This is a genomic window from Kitasatospora sp. NEAU-CNBT7, assembly GCF_057220535.1.
Genome location: NZ_JBXQQB010000016.1, coordinates 130,491 through 153,381 on the forward strand (window position 1 = coordinate 130,491; position 22,891 = coordinate 153,381).

A 22,891-nucleotide genomic window follows, 5' to 3' on the forward strand; every position below is an offset into this window, starting at 1 on the left:
ACCCTACCCGGGGTCCCGGGCAGGACCGAACCCCATTCCTGACTGAAATTACAGTCGGGTAGGGTGCCGGGCAGGGCGGCCGCTTCCCGGGCCGGGCCCGCCCGTACGCCGGCCGCTCCCCCACGAGCCCGTTCACCGGTGCCGACCCCCACCCCGCCCCCGACCGCTGGAGAGCCATCGTGACCACCGGAGACCGCGGGTTCCCGCCTCCCCCGACCTTCCAGCCGCTGTCCGGGGACGATCCCCGGGAGGTCGGCGGCTACCGGTTGGTGGCACGGCTGGGCGTCGGCGGGATGGGGCGGGTCTACCTGTCGTACACCCGGGGCGGGCGGCCGGTGGCGCTCAAGGTGGTCCGGCCGGAGCTGGCGCAGGACGCGGAGTTCCGGCACCGGTTCGCCCAGGAGGTGGCCAGCGCCCGGCGCATCCACGGGCTGTTCACCGCCCAGGTGGTCGACTCCGGCGTCGACGACCCGCTGCCCTGGCTGGCCACCGCCTACGTGGCGGGCCCCTCGCTGCAGCAGGTGGTCCACCGGTTCGGTCCGCTCCCGGAGCGGACCGTGCTGCTGATCGTCGCCGGCATCGCCGAGGCCCTCCAGGCGGTCCACGCCACCGGTGTCGTCCACCGCGACCTCAAACCCGGCAACGTCCTGATCGCCGCCGACGGCCCGCGCGTCATCGACTTCGGCATCGCCCGGGCCGCCGACACCAGCGCGCTCACCTCGACCGGCCTGCGGATCGGCTCACCCGGCTTCATGGCACCCGAACAGGTGCTCGGCCGGCCCGCCACCCCGGCCACCGACGTCTTCGCCCTCGGCGCCCTCGCCGTCCACATCAGCGCGGGCGCGCCGCCGTTCGGCGACGGCCCGGAATCCGCCACCCTGTACCGGGCGGTCCACGAGGAACCGGACCTCTCCCGGGTGCCGGCCGCCCTGCGCGGGCTGCTGCTCGGCTGCCTGGCCAAGGACCCGGAGCAGCGGCCCGGCACCGACCGGATCATCGAGGCCGCCCGCGACCACCCCGCCGTCGGCGGCCACCTCCGGTTCACCGAGGACTGGCTGCCGCAGCAGGTCAGCACCGACCTCCTGCACCGCGCCGACCTGCCCACCACACCGGCCGGGCCCGCCACCACCCTCGACCCCCTCGGCGTCCTCGGCATCCTCGGCAGCGGCCGGCCCGACCCGGCGGAGGCGCGTACCGCGCTCGTGCCCCGCCCGCTCCCGGCCCCGGCACCGGCACCGGCCCCGGCCCCGACGGCGGTGCTGGCAGCCCACCCGGGCGACGCCCCCCTCCCCGGCGGCACGCCGCTGCCGTCCGACGGGCCGTCCGGCCGGGCCGGGCGGCGCGGGGGCGCCGGGCGCGGGCGGACGGCGCTGACCGTGACGGCCGCCCTGCTGGCCGGTGCCGCGGCGGCCGTCCTGCTGCTCCCCCCGCTGCTCGGCGACGACGAGGCGGACGCCGAAGCCGACGGCGGCCCGACCGCAGCCGGCTCGGCCCCGGCCACGGCGCCGCCCACCGCCTCCGCGGCACCGGTCCCCGGCCCCACGTCCACGCCCACCCCGGGCGCGGCCACCGGGTACACAGCCGTCTACACGGGCACCGAGCTGACCTCGCCCGACCCCTCCTACGAGTTCGACCTCAAGGCCGGCCGGGTCGCGCCGCAGGAGAACGCCACCTGGTACCTCGGCCGCAGCGCCACCGAGTTCTTCGTCCCCGAGGACAGCGACACCTACATCGCCGCCGACGGCCCGCTGACCCCCGACGACTGCGTCAAGGGCGTGGAGAGCCGGCCAGCCGCCGCGCTGCCGTTCAGCACCCTGCGCGGCGGCCGGGCCTTCTGCGTCCGGGCCCGGGCCGGCGGCGACATCGCCGTCGTACGGGTGCTCGACGCCTCCCCCGACGAAGGGCCGGTCCGGATCTCCCTCGGCCTCTACCGCCGGACCGGCTGACCGGCCGCCCCGTCGGGATCCGCGCCGGGGCCAACGTCCGGCCCCTCGAGGAAGAGCGCCGCGAGCCGGGGCAGGTGACGCCGCGCCGCCCGGTCGTCCTCGGGGTCCCAGCGGGGCCCGGTCGGCTCCACCGGGCGGGTCACACCGGTCGTACCAGTCACACCGGTCGCACCGGTCACGTCGTTTGCACCGGTCGCACCGCGCAGGGCGGCCGCCACCGCCGTACGCAGGGACTCCGACTCGCCCGCGGCCCTCCGGTAGGCCTGCGCCACCAGGTGGTCCAGTGGCTCGAAGCCGATCCAGCCGCCCTCGTCGCGGCTCATCCGGACCACCACGGGCAGGGCGGCCAGGGAGTCGGGGTCGGCCACGGCACGGGTGAAGGTCTCCCGGCCGAGCAGGATCAGTCCGTCCCGGAAGTCCGTGAAACCGTCGTCCCCGCAGCCGCCCTCGATCAGGTGGGCGGCGTTCCACAGCGGCCCCCGGTACGCCGAACCGGCCACCTCGGCCGCCCGCACCCGGAAGCCGACGATCTCCACCGGTGCCAGCCCGGCGAGCACCTCCACCAGCGCCGCGGGGAGCGGGTCGTCGGGCGGATCCCGGTCATCGGCACGGTCCCCGGCCAGGGCGCGGGCCCGCTCGATCAGGGCCCACCAGTCATCGCTCTCCATGGCCGCCGAGCCTAGGGCCGCACGGTGACAGGCCCCCGGAGCGACCGGGACGGATCGGAACGGGCCCCGGAGTCCCCGGCGCGGCGCCCGGGGAGCCCCGGTGCGACCGCGTCCCGCCCGGTTCAGCGCCGGAACCTGCCGGTCAGCACCTGCCACCAGCCGCGCCGCTGCCGCGGTACGGCGGCGGGCGGGGCGGCTGGGGCCGCCGTCTGCCGGACGTAGAGCGGCGGGGGCGGCGGTGTCGACGGGGTGAGGAGGTCGCCGGGCCCGGTCGCCGCCGGCCGTTCGGCCGTCCGGGGCGAGAACTGCACCGGCAGCTCGACCAGGTGGCGGGACAGCCAGGCCGAGGTCCAGGTCAACTCGTCCTTGTCGATGGCGAGTTGCAGGTCCGGCAGGCGGGTCAGCAGGATGTCGATCCCGGTGTCCGCGATGGCCCGGCCGATGTCCTGGCCGGGGCACTCGTGCGGTCCCCCGCCGAAGGCCAGGTGCGAGCGGTTGCCGTGGAGCGGCTTCGACAGGTCGGGGCGGACCGCCGGGTCGACGTTCCCGGCCGCGAGGCCGAGCAGCAGCATGTCGCCCGCCTTGATCTGCTGGCCGCCGAGTTCGGTGTCGCCGGTCGCCCACCGGCCCGCGACCAGCGACATCGGCGCCGAGTCCCACAGGACCTGGTCGAGCGCGTCGGGCAGCGTCATGTGGCCGCCGGACAGGTCGGCGCGGAACCGCCGGTCGGTGAGGACGAGCTTCAGGGTGTCCGCGATCAGGTTGACGGTGGTCTCGTTCGCGGCGAGCAGCACCACCCGCAGGTGTTCCAGCACCTCGTCATCGGTGAGCCCGGCACCGTGCTGCATCAGCCAGGACACCAGGTCGGGGCCGGGGGTGACGCGCTTGCGTTCGATGGTCCGGCGCAGGGTCGCCACCACGTAGTCGTTGCTCGCGATGGCGGTCTCGGTGCCCTTCATCAGGTCCCGGGCGGCGTCCACCAGCCGGGGCCCGTACTCGTCGGGCATCCCGACGACCTGCGTCATCACCAGCATCGGCAGGCACTCGGCGAACTGGGCCACCAGCTCGGCCCGGCCGGTCGGCCCGAACTCCTGGATCAGCTGGTCGGCGAAGCGGGTGACGTAGCGGCGGATCCCGCGCCGGTCGAAGCGGTTCAGGCTGTCGGTGACCGCCGCGCGCAGCCGCCGGTGCTCCTCGCCGTCCGCGAACACGCACAGCGGCTGCCAGGCGATCACCGGCATCAGCGGCGAGTCCGCCGTCACCAGGCCCTGCTGGAACGCCGTCCAGCGCCGGGAGTCCCGGGAGAATCGCGAGGGCGTGCGCATCGCGGTGAGGTTGGCGGTGTGCCCGAGGATCAGCCAGGCCGGCAGGTCGCCGTGGAGCAGGACCGGCGCCACCTCCCCGTGCTCGGCCCGCAGCTTCTCGTACAGGGCCGCGGGGTCGGCCTCGGCCTCCGGCCCGTACAGGCGCCGCAGCCCCTCGGCGGCCAGGCCGTGGGCGGGGCAGCCGGGCGGTGGTCCGGAAGGGCCGGTGGAGCCGTCGTCAGGGAAGGGGGTGGTCACGTCATCTCCGGGGTGGGCGCGAGGCGGTCGTGGTGGTCGGCACGGCTGGGCCCCGGAGGCGCACGGGTCCGCGCCCGGCGTACGGCGGGGAGGGGGTGGGCCGGGCCGGGTTCCGCGTGGCCGAGGTTCAGAGCACGCTCCTGATCGAACGTCAGATCATCTGCGGTGCGGCCGACTTGCCCGTCCGCACCGCCGGCGCCGTCGCGGCGCCCGGGCACCAGGGTTGCCCCATCCCGGCCTCCCGCACCCCGGTCCGCAACCGAGTTCGCCCATCAGGGGGGCGCGCGGGCAGAACCGCCCCCCGGCCCGGAGCCCCTGTGCTACCCGCGCAACCGGCTGCCCCACCCGCCCCGGCGGGCCGGCGCTCGCCGCCACTCAGCGGGGAGCCACTCCGATCGGGTCGCCACGCTGCAGGCCCGCCGCAGGTCCGCCCCGGGTCCGACAATCTGGGGGTGGCCCCGGCGGGTCGGGCGGCGGGGTGCGGGGGCTGTGGCAGGCTACGCCCATGGCAGGCGGAACCGGTGGGCCGAAGGCGGCGGGAGGCGCGACCCTCGTCCTGGCGACGCTGGCCGCCGGGCAGTTCCTGATGGCCCTGGACAGTTCCGTCATGAACGTCTCGATCGCCACCGTGGCCGAGGACGTGGGCACCACGGTGAGCGGGCTGCAGGGCGCGATCACGGCGTACACGCTGGTGATGGCGATGTTCATGATCACCGGCGGCAAGGTCGGTGCGCTGATCGGCCGCAAGCGGGCGTTCACGCTCGGCTGCGTGATCTACGGGGCCGGATCCGGCACCACGGCCCTCGCCCCGAACCTGCCGGTGCTGCTGGTCGGCTGGTCGCTGCTGGAGGGGATCGGCGCGGCGCTGATCCTGCCCGCGATCGTGGCGCTGGTGGCCGGCAACTTCACCGTGGAGCGCCGCCCGGCCGCGTACGGCCTGGTCACCGCCGCGGGTGCGGTCGCCGTCGCGCTCGGGCCGCTGATCGGGGGCGTGGCGACGACGTACTTCTCCTGGCGCTGGGTGTTCGCCGGCGAGGTCATCGTGGTGCTCGGCATCCTCGCGCTGGCGCGCCGGGTCTCGGACGCCCCACCGGCCCGGCGCCCGCACATCGACATCCCCGGCGCCCTGCTGTCCGCGGCCGGGATCGGGCTGTTCGTCCTCGGTGTGCTGCGCTCCAGCGAGTGGGGCTGGTTCGTGCCGAAGCCGGACGCGCCGTCCTGGCTCGGGGTCTCCGCGGTGGTCTGGCTGATGCTCGGCGGCCTGTTCCTGAGCTGGCTCTTCCTGCGCTGGGAGAACCGCCTCGCCGAGCGGGGCGCGGAGCCGCTGGTCGATCCGGCGCTGCTGCACAACCGCCAGCTGACCGGCGGTCTGACGATGTTCTTCTTCCAGTACCTGGTGCAGATGGGTGTCTTCTTCGTCGTCCCGCTCTACCTCTCGGTGGCGCTCGGCCTCTCCGCGCTGATGACCGGCGTGCGGATCCTGCCGCTGTCGCTCACCCTGCTGGCGGCCGCGGTCCTCATCCCGAAGCTGCTCCCCGACGTCTCGCCGCGGCGGGTGGTGCGCAGCGGGATCCTGGCGATGCTGGCCGGGGCGGTGGTGCTGCTGGCGGCGCTGGACGCGGACGCGGGTGCGGAGATCGTCACCCTTCCGCTGCTGCTGATCGGGTTCGGCATGGGGGCGCTCGCCTCCCAGCTCGGGTCGGTCACGGTGTCGGCGGTGCCGGACTCGCAGAGCGCGGAGGTCGGTGGTGTGCAGAACACGGTCACCAACCTCGGGGCCTCGATCGGTACCGCGCTGGCCGGTTCGATCATGATCGCGGCGCTGACCACGTCCTTCCTCACCACCGTCGAGGCGAGCCCGGCGATCCCGTCCGAGGTCAAGAGCCGGGCCGGGGTGGAGCTGTCGGGCGGCGCGCCGTTCCTGTCGGACGCCCAGCTCACGGCCGCGCTCGACGACGCGGGTGCCGACACCGCGGTGACGCAGGCGGTGCTCGACGCGAACGCGGACGCCCGGCTCGACGGTCTGCGGGCCGCACTCGGCGTCCTCGCGCTGGCCGGGCTGACGGCGCTGTTCTTCACCCAGCGCATCCCCGCCACCCAGCCGCGCTCGGCGATCCCGCCGCCCCGGACCGGCAGCGCGTCCGACGCCGCCTGAGCGCCCGGGGCGGGTCCCGCCAGTGGCGTCGGAGCGGCGCCCGGTGCCCGGTGGCCGGTGCCCGGTGCCCGGTGCCCGGTGCCCGGTGGCCGGTGCCCGGTGCCCGGTGCCCGGTGGCCTGTGCTCGGTGGCCTGTGCTCGGTGCCCGGTGCCCTGTTACGCGTCCGGCCGGGCCGCCGCCCGCAGGAGCGCCCTGACCCGGCGCTCCACGAGGACCGGGACGAAGGTCCTGATCCTGGCCGCGCGCAGTTCCTGGTAGGCGGTGGCGACGAGGGCGGCGACGGTGGCCGGGGCCACCGAGGGGTGGGCGGTGGTCAGGCGGCCGGCGAGCCGGTCCACTGCCTCCTGGTCCGCGGGGTGCAGACCGCCGGCGCGTAGCGGGCCCGCGCTCCCCCGGCCCGCCGGGTCCTGGGCGGGTGCGAGGACGGGTGCGGGTGCCGTCGGGGGTTCGTGGGCGGCGCCCGTGCGCGTCCGGTGGCCGGCCGTGGGGGCTGGCGCGGTAAGGGTCACCACGGCGACCCGTCCTTCGGGCCCGGTCGTGTCGTGGCAGGCCAGGACGAGCAGGCCGGCGTCGGCCAGGCTCCTCAGCGCCGTCTCCAGGGCGGCGGGGTCGGTCCGCAGGGCGGCGGCCGCGGCTCCGAGCGGGAAGGCGGCGCTCCGGGCGAGGTGCTGGTGCGGGTCGGCCACCAGGTCGACCAGCAGCCCCGCGGCGAGCCGCCCGCCCGGGAGCTCCCGGGCCTGCCGGGCCCACTCGACCGCCCAGTTCTCCAGCGCCAGCGACTGCACCGGCCCACGCCCTTCCCACTCGGTTCCGGCGGGGGCCGTCCGCGGGTCCCACGGCCGCGCGGCCCCCGGTTCCCAGCATTCTGCGGCAGCCGGGCGCCCGGCGCGTGAGCGACGCGCACGCCCGTTCGCGCGCCCCAGCCACTCGGCCGTCGGCCGGTCCCGCCGGCTCGGTGAGCGGGCGCGGCGGGGGCGGGGGTGATCCGTGGTGGCCGTCCGGACCGCGGTCGTCCGCCGGGCGGCCCCGGCCGGGCGGCAGCACCCCGCGGGCGGCCGGCGGCGGCCCGTTCCGGGTGGCCAACTCCCCGGGAAATCAAGGGCGTCGGCAACGCTTCACCCCATCGACATCCGGCCCACCGCCGGACGACACTTGACCACCCGATAGTCCCAGGGCCCTCAAAGTTGTCTGGCCATTTGGAGTCCCGGTGTCACCTCTCACCCGCCGTACCTTCCTCGGCTCCGCCGCCGCCCTCGGCGCGGCCATGGGTCTGGAGTCCCTGCCCGGCACCGCCGCCGACGCGGCGGCCGCCACCACGGGGACGATCATCGACGTCAAGCACGTCGTGGTCCTGATGCAGGAGAACCGCAGCTTCGACCACTACTTCGGCGCGATGAAGGGCGTGCGCGGCTTCGGGGACCGCACCGCCCTCCAGATCGCGGGCGGCACCAGCGTCTTCAACCAGCCGAACGGCAGCGGCCGGCAGTACCCGTGGCAGCTCAGCAAGACCAACACCTGGTGGTGGGGCGTCAGCGGCGAGCAGCTCGCCCAGTGCGACGGCTCGCTGGACCACTCCTGGTCGACCCAGCACCAGGCGTGGAACAACGGGAAGATGGACTCCTGGATCGCGGCCAAGGGCTCGGACCGCACCATGGGCTTCATGGCGCGCGAGGACATCCCGTTCCACTACGCGCTCGCCGACGCCTACACGATCTGCGACGCCTACCACTGCTCGATCCTGTCGGCGACCGGGCCCAACCGCACCTACCTGTGGTCCGGCACGATCGACCCGGGCGGGACGGCGGGCGGCCCGGCCTGGGACGGCGGCGACGAGAAGGGCCTGCGCTGGCAGACCTACGCCGAGGCCCTGCAGAACGCCGGAGTGAGCTGGAAGGTCTACCAGAACGCCTCCGACAACTACGGGGACAACGCGCTCGCCTACTTCGACCAGTTCACCGGCGCCCCGGGTTCCAGCCCGCTCGCGCAGCGCGGCATGGGGTCCGTGCCGAGCACCGGGTCGACCCCGGACGACATCGCGGCCGCGATCCGGGCCGACGCCGTGGCGGGCCGGCTGCCGCAGGTCTCCTGGGTGGTGTCCAACCAGCTGTTCTCCGAGCACCCCGACGGCCCGCCGGAGAACGGCGCGCACTTCGTGAACCTGGTCGTCCAGGCGCTGGCCGCCGACCCGGCCACCTTCAACTCCACCGTGCTGTTCCTCAACTACGACGAGAACGACGGCTTCTTCGACCACGTCCCGCCGCCCGCCGCGCCCGCCGGCACCGCCGGGGAGTTCTACAACGGCACCAACATCGGCCTGGGCTTCCGGGTCCCGATGATCATCGCCTCGCCGTGGACCCGCGGCGGCTGGGTGGACTCGCGGGTGTACGACCACACCAGCGTCATCCGCTTCCTGGAGACCTGGACCGCCGCCCTGGGCACCCCGGCGGTCTGCCCGAACATCAGCACCTGGCGCCGGCAGGTCTGCGGCGACCTCACCGGCGCCTTCGACTTCGCCAATCCGGTCTACGGCGTGCCGGCGCTGCCCGACACCAGTGCGACGATCAGCCAGGCCACCGCCAACACGATGATCAACCCCAGTCCCGGCACCAACGCGATGCCGGTCCAGGAGGCGGGCACCAAGCCCGCCCGGGCCCTGCCGTACCAGCCCAACGCCTGGGTGGACCGGATCGAGTACAACGCGAACAACCAGATCCTGCTCTGGCTCGACCTGGCCAACCAGGGTCCGCAGGCCACCGCCTGGGCCCACTACTCGGTCCACGCCAACGCGTACCGCAGCGGCGGCCCCTGGCAGTACACGGTGGCCCCGCACAGCGCCGCGACCGGCGCGGACGGCAGCACCAGCGACTTCTTCAACATCGGCGCCAACTACGGCAACGGGCAGTACGACCTGACCGTGCTCGGCCCCAACCGCTTCCTGCGCCGCTTCGCCGGCAACGCGACCACCGCCGGCAAGGCCGTCGAGGCCTCCACCTCCTACGCGCCCGCGCCGGACACCGGCAAGCAGGCGCTCTGGTTCAAGCTGACCAACACCGGGACCACCGCCGTCACCTTCACCGTCACCTCGAACAACTACCGCTCCGGGACCTGGACGTACCAGGTCGCGGCGGGCGCCACGGTGTCCGACTACTTCAACGCCGTCACCATCGCGCACGGCTGGTACGACTTCACCGTCACCGTCAGCAGCGACGCCGCCTGGAGCCGCCGGGCCACCGGCCACATCGAGACCGGTGCCCCCGGCGTCAGCGGCTGACCGGCCGGCCCGGCGCGCCCGTCGCCGCCTGCCGCAGGAGTGGCGGGCGGCGGCGGGCGTGGCAGGCTGGACTGCGGGGCGCGGCCCCGGCCGCGCCCGCTGCCGAGCACCACGGAGGCACCGGTGAAGGACCTGAAGTTCGAACAGAAGCAGTCGCTGTCGCGGACCGAGGCGGCCGACCAGCTCTCGGCCCTCGCCGACGCGCTGCGGCGCGGGGGCAATGCCGAGTTGGAGCTCGGCCCGGGGGTGCTGAGCTTCCGGATCCCCGACGACCTGCGCGGCGAGATCGAGGTGGAGGTCGGCGACGGGGAGGTCGAGCTGGAGATCGAGTTCAAGTGGTCGACCGCCCCGGCCGGCGGGAGCACGCCGTAGCGGCGGCCGGCGGCGGCCGGGCCGGGGACGGCCCGCACCGGCCGGCGCAACGCGCGGATCGGGCCCGCCGCGAGCAGCATGGAAGCGAAGCACGAAGCGGAGCTTCCCGGCCCGCGGCGGACGCGGGCCGGCCCTCGGGGACGAGCCCTGGAGGCCCCTGACATGTCGAGGAAGTCGGCAATCGCCGTACCCGGTCTGACCTGGCGCTCCCCGCGGGAGCGCGCCGACGACGGCCGGGCGGCCCGTGCGCGTACGCCCCGCTCCGGCCACGGCGACTACGACCCGGACCGACAGCGGACCGATCCGATCGCGATCATCGAGAAGCAGTCCGCCGTCCGGGTCCCCGAGCTGGTGCCGATCCGCTACGGGCGGATGTCGGAGTCGCCGTTCCGGTTCTACCGCGGCGCCGCCGCGATCATGGCGAGCGACCTGGCCGACACCCCGGCCTCCGGGATCCGCGCCCAGCTGTGCGGCGACGCGCACCTGCTCAACTTCCGCCTGCTGGCCTCCCCCGAACGCCGCCTGGTCTTCGACATCAACGACTTCGACGAGACCCTGCCCGGCCCCTGGGAGTGGGACGTCAAACGGCTGGCCACCAGCATGGTCATCGCCGCCCGCGAGAACGGCTTCTCGGACGAGGAGCGCGCGGCGATCGTCCGGGCGACGGTCCGCTCCTACCGGCAGCGGATGCGCCGCTTCGCCGGCATGGGCAACCTCCCGGTCTGGTACACCCAGGCCGACGCGGAGACCCTGGAGGCCGTGGCCTCGGGCCGGCTGCACCGGCGCGGCCGCAAGAAGCTGTCGCAGGCCCTGGCCAAGGCCCGCACCCGGGACACCATGCAGGCGTTCGAGAAGCTCACCGAGGTGGTCGGCGGGAAGCGGCGGATCGCCCCCCAGCCCCCCGTGGTCACCCGCCTCACCGATCTGCTGCCCCGGGTCGAGCGCCAGGTCCTGGAGGCGATGCTCCGCAACCTGATCGGCCGCTACGGCAGCACCCTCCAGTCGGACCGCCAGCACCTGCTCGGCGAGTACACCCTGGTCGACATCGCCCGCAAGGTGGTCGGTGTCGGCAGCGTCGGGACCCGCTGCTGGATCGTGCTGCTGCTCGGCCGCGACGGCGAGGATCCGCTGTTCCTCCAGGCCAAGGAGGCGGACGAGTCCGTGCTCGCCGCGCACGCCGGCCCCAGCACGTACGCCACCCAGGGCGAGCGGGTGGTCGCCGGGCAGCGGCTGATGCAGGCCACCAGCGACATCTTCCTCGGCTGGGAGCACGTGCTCGCCCCCGACGGCGTGGAGCGCGACTTCTACGTGCGCCAACTGCGCGACTGGAAGGGCATCGTCGACCCGTCGATGATGGTGCCGAGCGGACTCGAGCTGTTCGGCGAGCTGTGCGGCGCGACGCTCGCCCGGGCCCACGCCAGGTCGGGCGACCGGATCGGCATCGCCGCCTACCTGGGCAGCGGGGACGTGTTCGACCGGGCGCTGGTGCGGTTCGCCGAGAGCTACGCCGACCAGAACGAACGGGACCACCAGGCCCTGCTCGACGCCGTGAAGAGCGGCCGGGTGACCGCCGAGGAGGCCTGAACCAGAACCCGCCGCGCACCGGCCCGGCCCGGCCCGGCTGTGGGGAGTCTCAGCTCTCCGGCGGCCCGGCCGGGTCCGGGTGGCGGCGGTCGTGCGGCGGGAGCTGCCCGCGGGCGGACCGCCAGCGTGAGCGCAACTGCGCCAGCAGGGTGTCCCACTGGTGCCGCACCTCGTCGTCGGGCGGGCGCCGGCCGTGGCGGATCCGGTCGAGTTCGACGGCCACCTCGCGGCCGAGCGCGGCCGAGGCGACGAAGACGAACATCAGGCCGAACAGGGCCGAGAGCATCGCGAAGACCGCGCCCACCGAGCCGTAGCGGGTGGCGTAGGAGCTGAAGAGGTGCGGCAGGTAGACGGTCGTGCCGACCGAGTAGGCGGCCTCCAGGACCGCCACGATGACGCCGAAGGGCAGCAGGTCGCGCCGGCCGATCCGCCGGGCCGACAGCACCCGGCCGCTCCAGCCGAGGAACACCGCGGTCAGCGGCACCTCGCACAGCGAGGCGGCCAGCCCGAACGGCGTGCCGCCGAGCGCGACCCAGACCCAGCCGGTGACCGTCAGGTAGCCGGCCAGGCCCAGCACCCACCGCAGGCCGTTCGGTGTGTTGCGGACGCTCAGCGGCTTCAGCTCCCAGGCCTGCTCGAACAGCCGCTGGGTGGCACGGGTGAAGCTCAGCACCGAGAGCAGCAGGAACAGCAGCCCGAGGACGTCCAGCCCGGCGTCGGTGTCGACCGACGGCTCGAACAGCTGCCTGACCGCCGTGGCCCCGCCCCCGGTGAGGCCGTAGCGGTTGATGATCCGGCTCGCCACGTCCGGCGGGCCGAAGCGGGTCAGCACGGTGGCGCCGAGCACCGCGAGCGGGATCAGCGCCGTCAGCGCGCTGGAGGCCAGCGCCATCGAGCGGTCGAACCCGGCCACCCGCTGGAACCGGTTGACCACTCGCAGCGCGAACGCCGGACGCAGCCAGAACGTGAGGGTCCTGGTGAGGCGCTCCCGCCTGATGGGCCCCGGCCCCCTTCCTCGGACTGCGGACCGTGCTGTGACACCGCGAGCGTAGCGTCACCGCCGCGCCGGATCCGGTTGCGACGCGGCGCCTCGGCCCGGCCGGCTTCCGTACCGGAGCAGGCCGCCGGGAGTGGGCCGCCGGGGGCGGCGGTCAGCCGGTGGGCAGCCGGAGTTCGGCGACCGCGCCGCCAGTCGGGTCGTTGCGCAGGCGCAGGGTGATGCCGAGGGCCTCGGCGTGGCCCTGCGCGATGGTGAGGCCGAGGCCGTGGCCGTGGCCGCGTTCGCGGGCACCGGTGCGAAAGCGCCGCGGTCCCTCGCGCAGGATGTCGTCCGGGTAGCCGGCGCCGTGGTCACGGACGGTGAGGCAGGGCCCGTCGACCCGGACCTCGACCGGCGTGCGGCCGTGCCGGTGGGCGTTGGCGACCAGGTTGGAGACGATCCGGTCGAGCCTGCGGACGTCCGTGGTGACGACCGCGTCGGTCACGATCCGCAGGTCGGTCGGGGACCCGGCGGCCGCCACCATCCGGGTGACCAGCGGCCCGAGCGGGACGACGGCCAGGTCGGGGCGCTCGGCGCGGGCATCGAGCCGGGAGACCTCCAGCAGGTCCTCGGTCAGGCTGCACAGCACCCGGACCCGGCCCTGCACCAGTTCGGTGGGCCGGCCCGGCGGGAGCAGCTCGGCCGCGGTGAGCAGCCCGGTCAGCGGGGTGCGCAGCTCGTGCGCGACGTCGGCGGTGAAGCGCTGTTCGCTCGCCAGCCTGCTGCTCAGCACGGCGGACATCGAGTCGACGGCCGCGGCCAGCTCGGCGACCTCGTCCCGCGCGCGGCCGAGCGGGCCGATCCGGGCGGCCAGGTCGCCGCGGGCGATGGTGCGGGCCGTCCGGGCGGCGATCCGCAGCCGGCGGCTGATCCGGTCGGCGGCGAGGACGCCCGCCAGTACCGTGACCACCACGGCGAGGGCGGCCGACACCAGGATGGTCCGGTCGAGTTCGGCGATGGCCCGTTCGTCGTCCGCGTAGTCCACCCGGACCGACACCACCTGGACCGGTACGGTGCCGCCGCCGATCCCGGCGGCGCCCCACATCGCGGTGCCGTCGGGTCCGGGGCCGAGCATGGTCCCCTGCCGGCCGCGTTCGGCGAGGCGCCGCAGCTCGGACGGGAGCGCCGGGTCGTCGGGGACGGTGTTCCAGCCCACCAGCTCGCCGGTGCGGTCGTAGCCGGTGAGCAGCGAGTCGAGGGCGTTCTGCGCCGACTTCCTGGCCTGGCCGGTGTGCTGGTGCACGGAGGCCTGGTGGACCAGCAGGCCGAGAGTGAGGGCGACCAGGAAGGAGACCAGGGCGACGGTGGCGGCGATCTGGCGGCGCAGGGTCATCCGGCCCGCCGCAGCTTGTAGCCGAAGCCCCGGATGGTCTCGATCCGGCCCGCCCCGATCTTGGCGCGCAGCCGCTGGACGTGGACGTCGACCACCCGGCTGTCGGCACCCCAGGAGTAGTCCCAGACGCGTTCGAGCAGGACCTGGCGTTCCAGCACCACGCCGGGCGCGGCGGTGAACTCCAGCAGCAGCCGCAGTTCGGTCGGGGTGAGCGGGACCGGCCGCCCGTCCACCCGGACCTCCATGGCCTCGGTGTCCAGCTCCAGGCCGTCGATCACCCGGACGGCCCGCGGTGCGGCCGGGGCGGGGGCGGGGGCGGGTACGCCGGCGGGTGCCTCGGGGGCCGGCCGGGGTGCGAGGCCGGTGCGGCGCAGCACGGTTCGGATCCGGGCGACGAGGACGGCGCTCTCGAAGGGTTTGGTGATGTAGTCGTCGGCCCCGGCCTCCAGGCCGGAGATGACGTCGATCGGGTCGGTGCGGGCGGACATCATCAGGATCGGGAGCAGGCTCTCCTCGCGGATCCGGCGGCAGAGCCCGACGCCGTCGAGCAGCGGGAGCATCACGTCCAGCAGCAGGATGTCCGGGGGCTGGGCGCGGAAGCGCTCGAGGCCTTCCAGGCCGTCGCCGGCGGTCTCGACCGGGAAGCCGTACCGTTCGAGGGCCATCCTGGTGGCCTCGCGGATCACCTCGTCGTCCTCGACCAGCAGGATCCGGGGGGCGGTGGTGTTCGGGGCCTCGGCGGCCGGGGCCGCGGGGTGGTGGGGTGCCGGGTGGTGGGGTGCCGGGTTCACGAGCTGGGCCTCACGGGGGCGGCGGACGGTGCCGGGCGGCTGGGGACGGCGGAGACCGCGGGTTGGGGCGCGCCGTGCCGGGGGCCGCCGTCGTCCTCGGTCGGGTCGGCCGACGGCCGGGGTGCCGGGGCGGTGGGGGCGCAGAGGGTCGGGGTCGCGGTCGGGCCGGTGCCCTTGATCCGGCGGTCGGTCACCACCATCCGGTCGGACCGCCAGCCGTACCTGGTGTCGGTCTGGGAGTCCGGGCCGTTGGGCTCGTGCACCACGAGCTCCGTTCCGGCGGTGTCGGCGGTGAACCCGGCCAGGACGTTCTGGGCCAGCACCGGGAGGACCTGGCCGTCCCGGGCGGTGTAGACGTGCAGGTAGGCGTGGTGGGCGGGGGTGACCACGGCGGTGATCAGCTCCGGGTGGCCGTCGCCGCCGAGGTCGCGGTACTGCGCGGGGCGCACCTCGCAGCCCTGGCAGCCGGCCAGGGCGGCCCGCTCGTCGTCCGGCAGCCCGGGGTCGTGGGCGAGGACGGTGGCGGCGTCCAGGCCGTGGAGGTCGCCGCCGGGTGCGGTGACCCCCGGCAGCGCGGCGGGCGGCGGCTGGTCGGTGGGCGGTGCGGCGGCGGGTGAGGGGGTGACCGCGGCGGCCGGCCAGAGCAGTTGGGGGCTCGGGTGGACGGTGACCGGCCGGGTCGTACCGGCGTCGTGCAGCTGTCCGGCGTCCGAGCAGCCGGTCAGCGCGGCGACCGTGAGCGCCAGCAGGGCGGCGCCCCGCCCCAGGGCGGTGCGGCTGGGCCAGGTCCTCACGGGGGTGCGCCTTTCGGGAGCTGTGCCGACGCGCCGGGCGCCGGGTCGGTGGTCCAGTCTGCAACACCCGTCGGCGGGTGCCGTCCCGGGGGCCGGTGGTCGGGGCCGGTGGTCGGGGCGGTGGTCAGGGGCGGTGGTCAGGGGCGGTGGTCAGGGGGTCGCCAGGTCGGCGAGGACCACGATGTTGTCGGTGTAGTGGCCGTTGCTGCCGAGGGTGCCGCCGCAGGTGATCAGCCGGAGCTGGGCGTTCTCGGTGTTCCCGTACACCAGCTCGGTGGGGAACTCGGCCTTGGCGAACTGCCGCAGCTCGCGGACCCGGTAGGAGACCGAGCTGCCGTCCTGGCGGCGGATGTCGATCCGGTCACCGGGCCGCAGCTGGGGCAGCCGTCCGAAGACGGCGGGGCCCTTGTGCGTGTCGAGGTGGCCGAGCAGGACGGCGGGGCCGATCTGGCCGGGCGCGGGGCCGCCCCGGTACCAGTCGACCAGGTCGGGGCGGTCCAGTGGCGGGACCTCCACGGTCCCGTCCGGGTTGAGTCCGCCGCCCTGTACGGGGGCGTCCACCCCGATCCGGGGGATCGACAGCCGGACGGGGGCGGCGACGGTGCCGGTGGTGCCCGCGGTTCCGGTGGTGCCGGTGGTGCCGGTGGTGGGCGCCGCGGTGCCGGACGCGGCCGGTGCCTGCTGGGCGGTGTCGATCCGGACCGGCGGGTGGTCGGAGCCGCGGGCGACCACCACGACGCCGAGGGTGAGGCTCAGTGCGCCGACCGCCGCGGCCGGCGCCCACAGGGGGCGCCGGACGCGGCGGTGCCGGCTAGCCCCGTGCGCCGGCACGGCGACGCGCGACGGCGAAGCCGATGCCCGTCACACCGGCGAGGGCCAGCCCGGTGCCGCCCGCGAGCGCGGCGGTCGACGGGCCGGTGCTGCCCTCACCGGTCTGGGCGCCGCCCTTGGGGACGTCGCGCACCTGCGGGGCGCCGGCGCCGTGCCCGGCCGCCGCGGTCGGCGCGACGGACGGGACGGCGGACGGTGCGACCGACGGGCGGGCCGTGGGGGCGGCGGCGCTGGGTGCGGACGGGACCGCGGACGGCGTCCCGTCCGCGAACGCCGCCGAGGCGGAGACGGACAGCGCGCCGGCGAGGCCGGCGCAGACCAGGGCGAGGCGCACCGCGTGACGGGCGGTCGTGGTACCTGACATGGAGGTTCCTCCGAGTGCTCACCACCCCCGGCCCGGTGGCCGGGAGTTGGTAGGGCAGACGTTAGGAAGCGCACCTCACGGTGGACGGCCGGCTCTGTAACGGCCACCGGCCGGCTCTGTAACAGTCCGTCCGCAACGCGCCCGCCGGTGGCCGCCGGACCCGCGCCGCCGATCGATGCACCGTCAAGAGCGGTCACCGCCGGTCCCGTTGGCGTGCATCGGATGCCACCGAACGTCACAAGGGGATCTCGGCCATCCGATCCCCTTGACGCTGGCCATGTCACGGGAGTGTCATATGTCTCATCGCGTTTGAACGTGTTGAGTTCTGATCGGTTTTCCCCCGCTGTTGGCCCACCCCCTCGGCACCCGCACAAGGAGCGCCCTCATGTTCCGCATGTCCCGCAGCCGTTCGCTCGCCGCCGCCGGCCTCCTGCTCGCACTCGGCGTGACCACCGGGTGCTCCACCGGCCAGGAGAGCAAGGGCGGCGGCGACGTCGCCCCGGTCAGCGGCAAGATCTCGCTGACGTACCTCCAGAAGCAGGGCGACCAGGAGTACTTCATCGGCGAGGCCGCCGGGGCCAAGGCCAAGGCCGCGGAGCTGGGGATCGACCTGAAGGTGGTCAACCTCGGCAACGACGCCAACAAGACCGTCAGCGAGGTCCGTTCCGCCATCGCGCAGAAGAGCAACGGGCTGATCATCGTGGTCCCGGACCCGGCGGTCGGCCCGCAGGTGGTGCAGAGCGCGAAGGACGCCAAGGTCGCGCTCCTCACCTCGGACGACCAGATCTGCGCCACCGGCCCCGACCCGGCCGCCTGCGACAAGGCCGGCCTGGTGCCGCGGATCGGCTTCAGCGGCGCCCAGATGGGCGGCGAGGTCGGCAAGCGCGCCGCCGCCGAGTACCAGAAGGCCGGCTGGAACGCCGCCGACACCCGGATCATCTCCGCCTGGAAGCAGGACGTCACCGTCTGCGGCGACCGGGTCAAGGCCGCCCGGTCGGCGTTCGACGCAGCGGTCCCCGGCGTGCAGAACATCGACGTCGCCACCGACAACACCCCCACCGGCGCCCAGGACAAGATCGCCGCCACCGTCACCGCCAACCCCGGCGTCAAGCACTGGGTGGTCTGGGGCTGCAACGACGAGAACGTCCAGGGCGGCGTCACCGCACTGGAGAACGCCGGCTTCAAGGCCGACAACGTCATCGGCGTCGGCCTCGGCGCGTACCTCGCCTGCAAGGACTGGAGCGGCGACAAGCCCTCCGGGATGAAGGCCGCGCTGTTCATCAACGGCAAGGACGTCGGTGCGCTCGCCGTCCAGACGATGTACGACAAGCTCAAGAACTCCAAGGAGATGCCCGCCGAGGCGTTCGCCCCCACCACCATGGTCGACCCCGCCACCTGGAAGTCCTCCGGCGTCACCTGCAGCTGACGGTCCGCCGCCGCCCCCGGTCCCGCCACCCGGGCCGGGGGCGGCGCCCTCGCCCCGCCCTCCCGCGAAACCCCTCCGAGGTGACCCACCATGAGTCGAGCGCGCTCCTCCGGCCCGGATCCCCGCCCGCCCACCGGCCGCGACGGCGCACCGCACACCGGCGGGCCGGACTCCGCAGGACCGGGCGCCACGGCCGGCCGCGCCGCCGCCGGCGTCCGGGCGGTCGGCAAGCGGTTCGGGTCGGTACAGGCGCTGACCGGCGTGACCCTGGACTTCCCCGGCGGCCGGGTCACCGCGCTGATGGGCGAGAACGGCGCTGGCAAGTCCACCCTGCTGAAGATCCTCAGCGGCGACCACCAGCCGACGGAGGGTCACGTCCTGGTCGACGGCTCCCCGGTCGACCTGCGGTCACCCGCCGAGGCCAGGGCCGCCGGAATCCGGATCATCCCGCAGGAACCCGAGATCATCCCGCACGTCTCGGTCGCCGAGAACGTCTACGCCGGTGCGCTGCCGCGCCGGGCCGGCCGCCGGCTGGACCGCGCCGAACTGCGCCGCCGCATCACCGCCGACCTCGAACGGCTCGGCTTCGCCGGCGTCCTCGACCCCGACCTGCCCGGCTCGCGGCTCACCCCCGCCCAGCGCCAACTGGTCGAGATCCTGCGGGCGCTGACCGGCGAGGCCAAGGTGATCGCCTTCGACGAACCGACGTCCTCGCTGTCCGAGCACGAGGTGGACGCGCTGTTCGCGCTGATCCGGCGCCTGCGCGACCAGGGCATCGCCGTGGTCTACGTCTCGCACCGGATGCAGGAGATCTTCCAACTCGCCGACCGCATCGCCGTCCTGCGCGACGGCGCACTGGTCGGCGTCCAGGCGGCGGACGAGACCGACGACGGCGAACTGGTCCGGCTGATGGTCGGCCGCGACCTGTCCGCGATGTTCTCGCGCGAGCACGTCGCCACCGACCGCGTGGTCCTCGACGTCCGCGACCTGACCACCGACCACGTCCGCGACATCAGCCTGCAGATCCGGGCCGGCGAAGTCGTCGGCCTGGCCGGGCTGATCGGCGCCGGCCGCTCCGAACTGGCCCTCGCCCTGGCCGGCGACCTGCCCGTGCACTCCGGCACCGTCACCCTGGACGGCGTCCCGCTGCCCTCCGGCCGGCCCGGCGCCGTCATCCGGGCCGGCCTCGGGCTCGCCCCCGAGGAGCGCAAGGCCCAGGCGCTGTTCCTGGACCGCTCGATCCGCGACAACACCTCGCTGGTGGTCCTGGAACGGCTGCGCCGCTTCCGCTTCGTCAGGCGCGGGGCCGAGCGGGCGCTCGCCCAGCAGTACGCCGACCGGCTGCGGGTGCGCACCCCGTCGGTCGAGCACGAGGTACGCAAGCTCTCCGGCGGCAACCAGCAGAAGGTCGTGCTCGCCCGCTGGCTGGCCCGCAAACCCAAGGTGCTGATCCTGGACGAGCCCACCCGCGGCATCGACGTCGGCGCCAAGGCCGAGATCTACCAGATCATCGCCGACCTCGCCGAGGAGGGCGTCGCGCTGCTGGTGATCTCCTCCGAGCTGCCCGAGGTACTCGGCCTCGCCGACCGCGTCATCGTCATGCAGGGCGGGCGGATCACCGGCGAACTCGACCGCGCCCGGGCCACCGAGGAAGCGATCCTCGCCCTGGCCATGGCCGACGACCTCAGTGCGACCACCCCCGCCCCTGGAGCAGCCTCATGAGCGCCACCACCACCCCGCGGCCCGCCGCGAAGGACCGGCCCGCCGTCCGCACCGGCCCGTCCGCCCTCGCCGCCGTCGGCGGGCAGAACCTGAGCCTGATCGGCGCCCTGGCCGCCGTACTGGCCCTGTTCGGGATCCTCAACGACAACTATCTCTCCGTGTCGAACATGCAGGTGATCGCCGAGGCCGCCACCATCACCGGCCTGCTCGCCGTCGTCCAGACCGTCGTCATCATCTGCGGCGGCCTCGACATCTCGGTCGGCTCCCAGGCCGGCGTCGCGTCCGTGGTCAGCGCCATGGCCTTCACCTCGGCTGGCGCGAACCCCTTCGCGGGCATGGCCGCCGCCGTCGCCGTCGGCCTGCTGATCGGCACCCTCAACGGCCTGGTCATCGTCTACGGCCGGGTCAACCCCACCATCGCCACCCTGGCCGGCCTCGCCGCCTACAAGGGCCTCGCCCAACTCCTGTCCGACGGGCGCGCCCAGGGCTACGTCCTCAACGACGACGTGTTCGTCTTCCTCGGCCGCGGCAAGATCGCCGGCCTGCCCATCATGGTGTGGATCCTCATCCTCACCGCACTCGCCGCCCACCTGCTGCTCAAGTACACCGACATCGGGCGCAACCTCTACGCCATCGGCGGCAACGACACCGCCGCCCGCCTCGCCGGCATCAACATCAACAAGTACCTGATCGCCGTCTACGCCCTGATCGGCACGGTGGCCGCGGTCGCCGGCATCCTGCTCACCGCCCGCACCGGCAGCGGCCAGCCCACCTCCGGCAGCGAGGGCCTGGAACTCAAGGCCATCACCGCCGCAGCCCTCGGCGGCGCGGCGCTCAAGGGCGGCAAGGGCGGCATCGGCGGCACCCTGCTCGCCGTCGCCCTGCTCGGCTGCCTGGAGAACGGCCTCACCGTCCAGGGCATCAACGCCTTCTGGCAGAACGTCGCCCAGGGCACCCTGCTGGTCGTCGCCGTCGTCATCCAGCAGCGCCGCAGCGGCGAACGCGCAGTCGGCCTCCCCGGCTGACCGGGCCCAGCACGCCTCTGCCGTGACGTCCTGTCACGGCAGAGGCCCGCGGGGGCTCACCGGTGCTTGAACTCCTCGACGGCCGCCCGGGCCGCCTCCTGCATCGCCAGGCTGCCGGCGTGCCCGGAGTCCTCGAAGATCCGGAGCCGGGCGTCCGGCCACGCCTTGGCCAGCTCCCACGCCGTCTGCACGGGGCTGCCCATGTCGTGCCGGCCGTGCACCAGCACCGCCGGGATCCCGGCCAGCAGATGGGCGCCCCGCAGCAGTTGGTCCTCCGCCAGCCACGCGCCGTTGCTGAAGAAGTGGGCGCAGATCCGGACGAACGCGATCTGCTCGTCCACCTCGCGGTCGCTGTACATGCCCGGCTGCCCGTTGGGTTCGTCCGAGATGACCGCGTCCTCCCAGGCGAGCCAGTCGGCGGCGGCCTTCTCCCGCACCGCCCGGTCGGGGTTCTCCATCAGCCGGGCGTAGGCCGCGAGCAGGTCGCCGTCCCGTTCGCCCTCGGGGACGCCCTGGCGGAACCGGTCCCACGCCTCGGGGTGGAACCGCCCGGCGCCGCGGTACAGCCAGTCGATCTCGGCGCGGCGGGTGGTCGTCACCGCCTGGAGGGTGATCTCGGTGACCCGCGCGGGGTGCTGCTGCGCGTAGGCCAGGACCAGCGTCGCACCCCAGGAGCCGCCGCTGAGCAGCCACTTCTCGATGCCGAGGTGTTCGCGCAGCCGTTCCATGTCGTCGATCAGGTGCTGGGTGGTGTTCAGGCTCATGTCGGCCGCCGGGTCCGCGGCGTGCGGGGTGCTGCGGCCGCAGTTGCGCTGGTCGAAGCGGATGAGCCGGTAGCAGTCCGGGTCCCAGGCCCTCGACGGCCGCCTCGAGGCGCCCGACCCCGGGCCGCCGTGGACGGCCAGCGCGGGCTTGCCGCCGGGGTTGCCGAGCTGTTCGTAGTAGATGCGGTTGCCGTCCCCGGTGTCGAGGAATCCACTGTCGTAGGGTTCGGTCGGAGGATAGAGATCAACCATGACGGAGGATCCTACGCGGCCGGACTCGGCCGCCCGTCCTGGTTTTTCCCCTGCCCGGTGGGCACTCTGACGATCCGTCCGGCGGCCGGTCAGGCGTCGAAGCGCCGGCGGGAGGCGTCGATGTGGCCGACGTACCGGTGGGTCCAGTCGCACAGTCCGTCGATCGTCACCCGCAGGGCCTGGCCCGGCCCGGTGAGGGTGTACTCGACCCGCGGCGGTACGACGGGGTGGACCGTGCGCTCGACCAGGCCGTTGCGCTCCAGCATGCGCAGGTTCTGGGTGAGCATCTTGTGGCTGATGCCCTCGATCTCGTCCCGGACCTCGCCGAAGCGCAGCGTCCGCTCCCCCAGGGCCTCGATGATCAGCAGCGCCCACTTGTTGGCGATGTCCGAGAAGATCTCCCGCCCCAGCGAATCCGCCCGCCTGAGGTCGGCCTCGTCGGCCGGATCCCTGAGCTTCTTGGTCACCATCTGGTTCCTCGGTCACTGAAAAGTGCGTTCTTCCATGTCGCCGCACACTCTCCTACGGTTCCTGGGTAACCACAAGAGAGCGGAGCACACGGACATGGCCATCACTCTGGTGAACCCCGGCGGACTGCCGAAGGCCGACGCCTACCGGCAGGTGGCGATCGCCACCGGGTCGAAGCTGGTCTTCGTCGCCGGGCAGGTCGCCTGCGACGCCGACGGGGCCACGGTCGGCGGAGCCGACCTCGCCGCCCAGGTCGAGCAGTGCTACCTCAACATCGGCACCGCCCTGGCCGAGGTCGGCGGCTCCTTCGACGACGTGGCGAAACTGACCGTCCACGTCGTCGACTGGACGCCCGACAAGATGCCCCTGCTGATGGACGGCGTCGCCCGGGCGGCCGCGAGGCTCGGGGTCACCCCGGTCCCCCCGGCCACCCTGCTGGGCGTCGCGGCCCTGGACGTCCCCGAGCACCTGGTCGAGGTCGAGGCCACCGCCGTCCTCGACTGAGCGGCCGCTCCCCGCCCGG

General features: G+C 74.5%; 20 protein-coding genes. 9 read left to right on the plus strand and 11 right to left on the minus strand.

Going from position 1 to position 22,891, the window contains the following annotated elements; genetic code table 11:
* The first annotated feature begins 179 nt into the window (after nt 1-179).
* Nucleotides 180-1,946, plus strand: coding sequence for a serine/threonine-protein kinase (locus AC2TEW_RS21605; RefSeq protein WP_484624974.1), 1,767 nt, complete (start codon nt 180-182; stop codon nt 1,944-1,946).
* Here the strand turns inward: AC2TEW_RS21605 and AC2TEW_RS21610 are convergent.
* Together AC2TEW_RS21610 and AC2TEW_RS21615 are read right to left on the minus strand one after the other, a co-directional pair.
* Entirely contained in the window at nt 1,928-2,614 is a 687-nt protein-coding gene (locus AC2TEW_RS21610; RefSeq protein WP_484624975.1) for a DUF4240 domain-containing protein, read from the minus strand. The two genes, AC2TEW_RS21605 and AC2TEW_RS21610, sit on opposite strands and share 19 nt — an antisense overlap.
* A gap of 122 nt (nt 2,615-2,736) precedes the next feature.
* Nucleotides 2,737-4,176 carry a cytochrome P450 gene (locus AC2TEW_RS21615; protein ID WP_484624976.1) on the minus strand — a complete coding sequence of 480 codons (1,440 nt, stop codon included), beginning with the start codon at nt 4,174-4,176 and terminating at the stop codon, nt 2,737-2,739.
* Between the two features lie 505 nt (nt 4,177-4,681).
* Between AC2TEW_RS21615 and AC2TEW_RS21620 the strand changes: the two genes are divergently transcribed.
* Nucleotides 4,682-6,331, plus strand: coding sequence for an MFS transporter (locus AC2TEW_RS21620; RefSeq protein ID WP_484624977.1), 1,650 nt, complete (start codon nt 4,682-4,684; stop codon nt 6,329-6,331).
* A 156-nt stretch (nt 6,332-6,487) separates the two neighbouring features.
* Here AC2TEW_RS21620 and AC2TEW_RS21625 read toward each other — a convergent pair whose 3' ends face one another.
* Entirely contained in the window at nt 6,488-7,117 is a 630-nt protein-coding gene (locus AC2TEW_RS21625) for a three-helix bundle dimerization domain-containing protein (protein ID WP_484624978.1), read from the minus strand.
* 422 nt (nt 7,118-7,539) lie between these two features.
* On the opposite strand from AC2TEW_RS21625, the gene AC2TEW_RS21630 reads away from it, so the two are divergent.
* The 3 genes from AC2TEW_RS21630 (at nt 7,540) to AC2TEW_RS21640 (ending at nt 11,559) form a co-directional block, all read left to right on the plus strand.
* Nucleotides 7,540-9,603, plus strand: a complete 2,064-nt coding sequence (locus tag AC2TEW_RS21630) for a phosphocholine-specific phospholipase C (protein WP_484624979.1) — start codon at nt 7,540-7,542, stop codon at nt 9,601-9,603.
* Nucleotides 9,604-9,726: 123 nt separating this feature from the next.
* Entirely contained in the window at nt 9,727-9,975 is a 249-nt protein-coding gene (locus AC2TEW_RS21635) for an amphi-Trp domain-containing protein (RefSeq protein ID WP_484624980.1), read from the plus strand.
* Between the two features lie 162 nt (nt 9,976-10,137).
* Nucleotides 10,138-11,559, plus strand: coding sequence for a DUF2252 domain-containing protein (locus AC2TEW_RS21640; protein WP_484624981.1), 1,422 nt, complete (start codon nt 10,138-10,140; stop codon nt 11,557-11,559).
* Nucleotides 11,560-11,608: 49 nt separating this feature from the next.
* On the opposite strand, the gene AC2TEW_RS21645 is transcribed toward AC2TEW_RS21640, so the two are convergent.
* From AC2TEW_RS21645 to AC2TEW_RS21670, 6 genes are all read right to left on the minus strand, one after another.
* Entirely contained in the window at nt 11,609-12,493 is an 885-nt protein-coding gene (locus AC2TEW_RS21645; RefSeq protein WP_484624982.1) for a YhjD/YihY/BrkB family envelope integrity protein, read from the minus strand.
* A gap of 217 nt (nt 12,494-12,710) precedes the next feature.
* A complete protein-coding gene (locus tag AC2TEW_RS21650) occupies nt 12,711-13,931 on the minus strand; it encodes an ATP-binding protein (RefSeq protein WP_484624983.1) in 1,221 nt (406 codons plus the stop codon).
* Nucleotides 13,928-14,596 (minus strand): response regulator, encoded by a 669-nt coding sequence (locus AC2TEW_RS21655; RefSeq protein WP_484625021.1) that lies wholly within the window; start codon nt 14,594-14,596, stop codon nt 13,928-13,930. The genes AC2TEW_RS21650 and AC2TEW_RS21655 overlap by 4 nt, the downstream gene beginning before the upstream one ends.
* 122 nt (nt 14,597-14,718) lie before the next feature.
* Nucleotides 14,719-15,516, minus strand: coding sequence for a hypothetical protein (locus AC2TEW_RS21660; RefSeq protein ID WP_484624984.1), 798 nt, complete (start codon nt 15,514-15,516; stop codon nt 14,719-14,721).
* A 150-nt stretch (nt 15,517-15,666) separates the two neighbouring features.
* On the minus strand, nt 15,667-16,251 hold the full coding sequence (locus AC2TEW_RS21665) for a class F sortase (protein ID WP_484624985.1): 585 nt from the start codon (nt 16,249-16,251) through the stop codon (nt 15,667-15,669).
* Nucleotides 16,252-16,327: 76 nt separating this feature from the next.
* A complete protein-coding gene (locus AC2TEW_RS21670) occupies nt 16,328-16,711 on the minus strand; it encodes a sortase-dependent protein (protein WP_484624986.1) in 384 nt (127 codons plus the stop codon).
* A 385-nt stretch (nt 16,712-17,096) separates the two neighbouring features.
* On the opposite strand from AC2TEW_RS21670, the gene AC2TEW_RS21675 reads away from it, so the two are divergent.
* The 3 genes from AC2TEW_RS21675 to AC2TEW_RS21685 all read left to right on the plus strand — a co-directional run bounded on the left by AC2TEW_RS21675 (nt 17,097) and on the right by AC2TEW_RS21685 (nt 20,884).
* Nucleotides 17,097-18,137, plus strand: a complete 1,041-nt coding sequence (locus AC2TEW_RS21675) for a substrate-binding domain-containing protein (protein ID WP_484624987.1) — start codon at nt 17,097-17,099, stop codon at nt 18,135-18,137.
* 90 nt (nt 18,138-18,227) lie between these two features.
* Nucleotides 18,228-19,859 carry a sugar ABC transporter ATP-binding protein gene (locus AC2TEW_RS21680; RefSeq protein ID WP_484624988.1) on the plus strand — a complete coding sequence of 544 codons (1,632 nt, stop codon included), beginning with the start codon at nt 18,228-18,230 and terminating at the stop codon, nt 19,857-19,859.
* The gene (locus tag AC2TEW_RS21685; RefSeq protein WP_484624989.1) at nt 19,856-20,884 is read left to right on the plus strand and encodes an ABC transporter permease; all 1,029 of its coding nucleotides are present in this window, start codon (nt 19,856-19,858) and stop codon (nt 20,882-20,884) included. Before AC2TEW_RS21680 ends, AC2TEW_RS21685 begins: the two co-directional genes overlap by 4 nt.
* 56 nt (nt 20,885-20,940) lie before the next feature.
* Here the strand turns inward: AC2TEW_RS21685 and pip are convergent, their stop codons facing one another.
* Together pip and AC2TEW_RS21695 are read right to left on the minus strand one after the other, a co-directional pair.
* Complete coding sequence (gene pip, locus AC2TEW_RS21690; RefSeq protein ID WP_484624990.1) at nt 20,941-21,900, minus strand: prolyl aminopeptidase; 960 nt, start codon at nt 21,898-21,900, stop codon at nt 20,941-20,943.
* Nucleotides 21,901-21,989: 89 nt separating this feature from the next.
* Nucleotides 21,990-22,370, minus strand: coding sequence for a winged helix-turn-helix transcriptional regulator (locus AC2TEW_RS21695; protein WP_484624991.1), 381 nt, complete (start codon nt 22,368-22,370; stop codon nt 21,990-21,992).
* Between the two features lie 94 nt (nt 22,371-22,464).
* Here AC2TEW_RS21695 and AC2TEW_RS21700 point away from each other — a divergent pair, with 94 nt between their 5' ends.
* Nucleotides 22,465-22,872, plus strand: a complete 408-nt coding sequence (locus AC2TEW_RS21700; protein ID WP_484624992.1) for a RidA family protein — start codon at nt 22,465-22,467, stop codon at nt 22,870-22,872.
* The last annotated feature ends 19 nt before the right edge of the window (nt 22,873-22,891 follow it).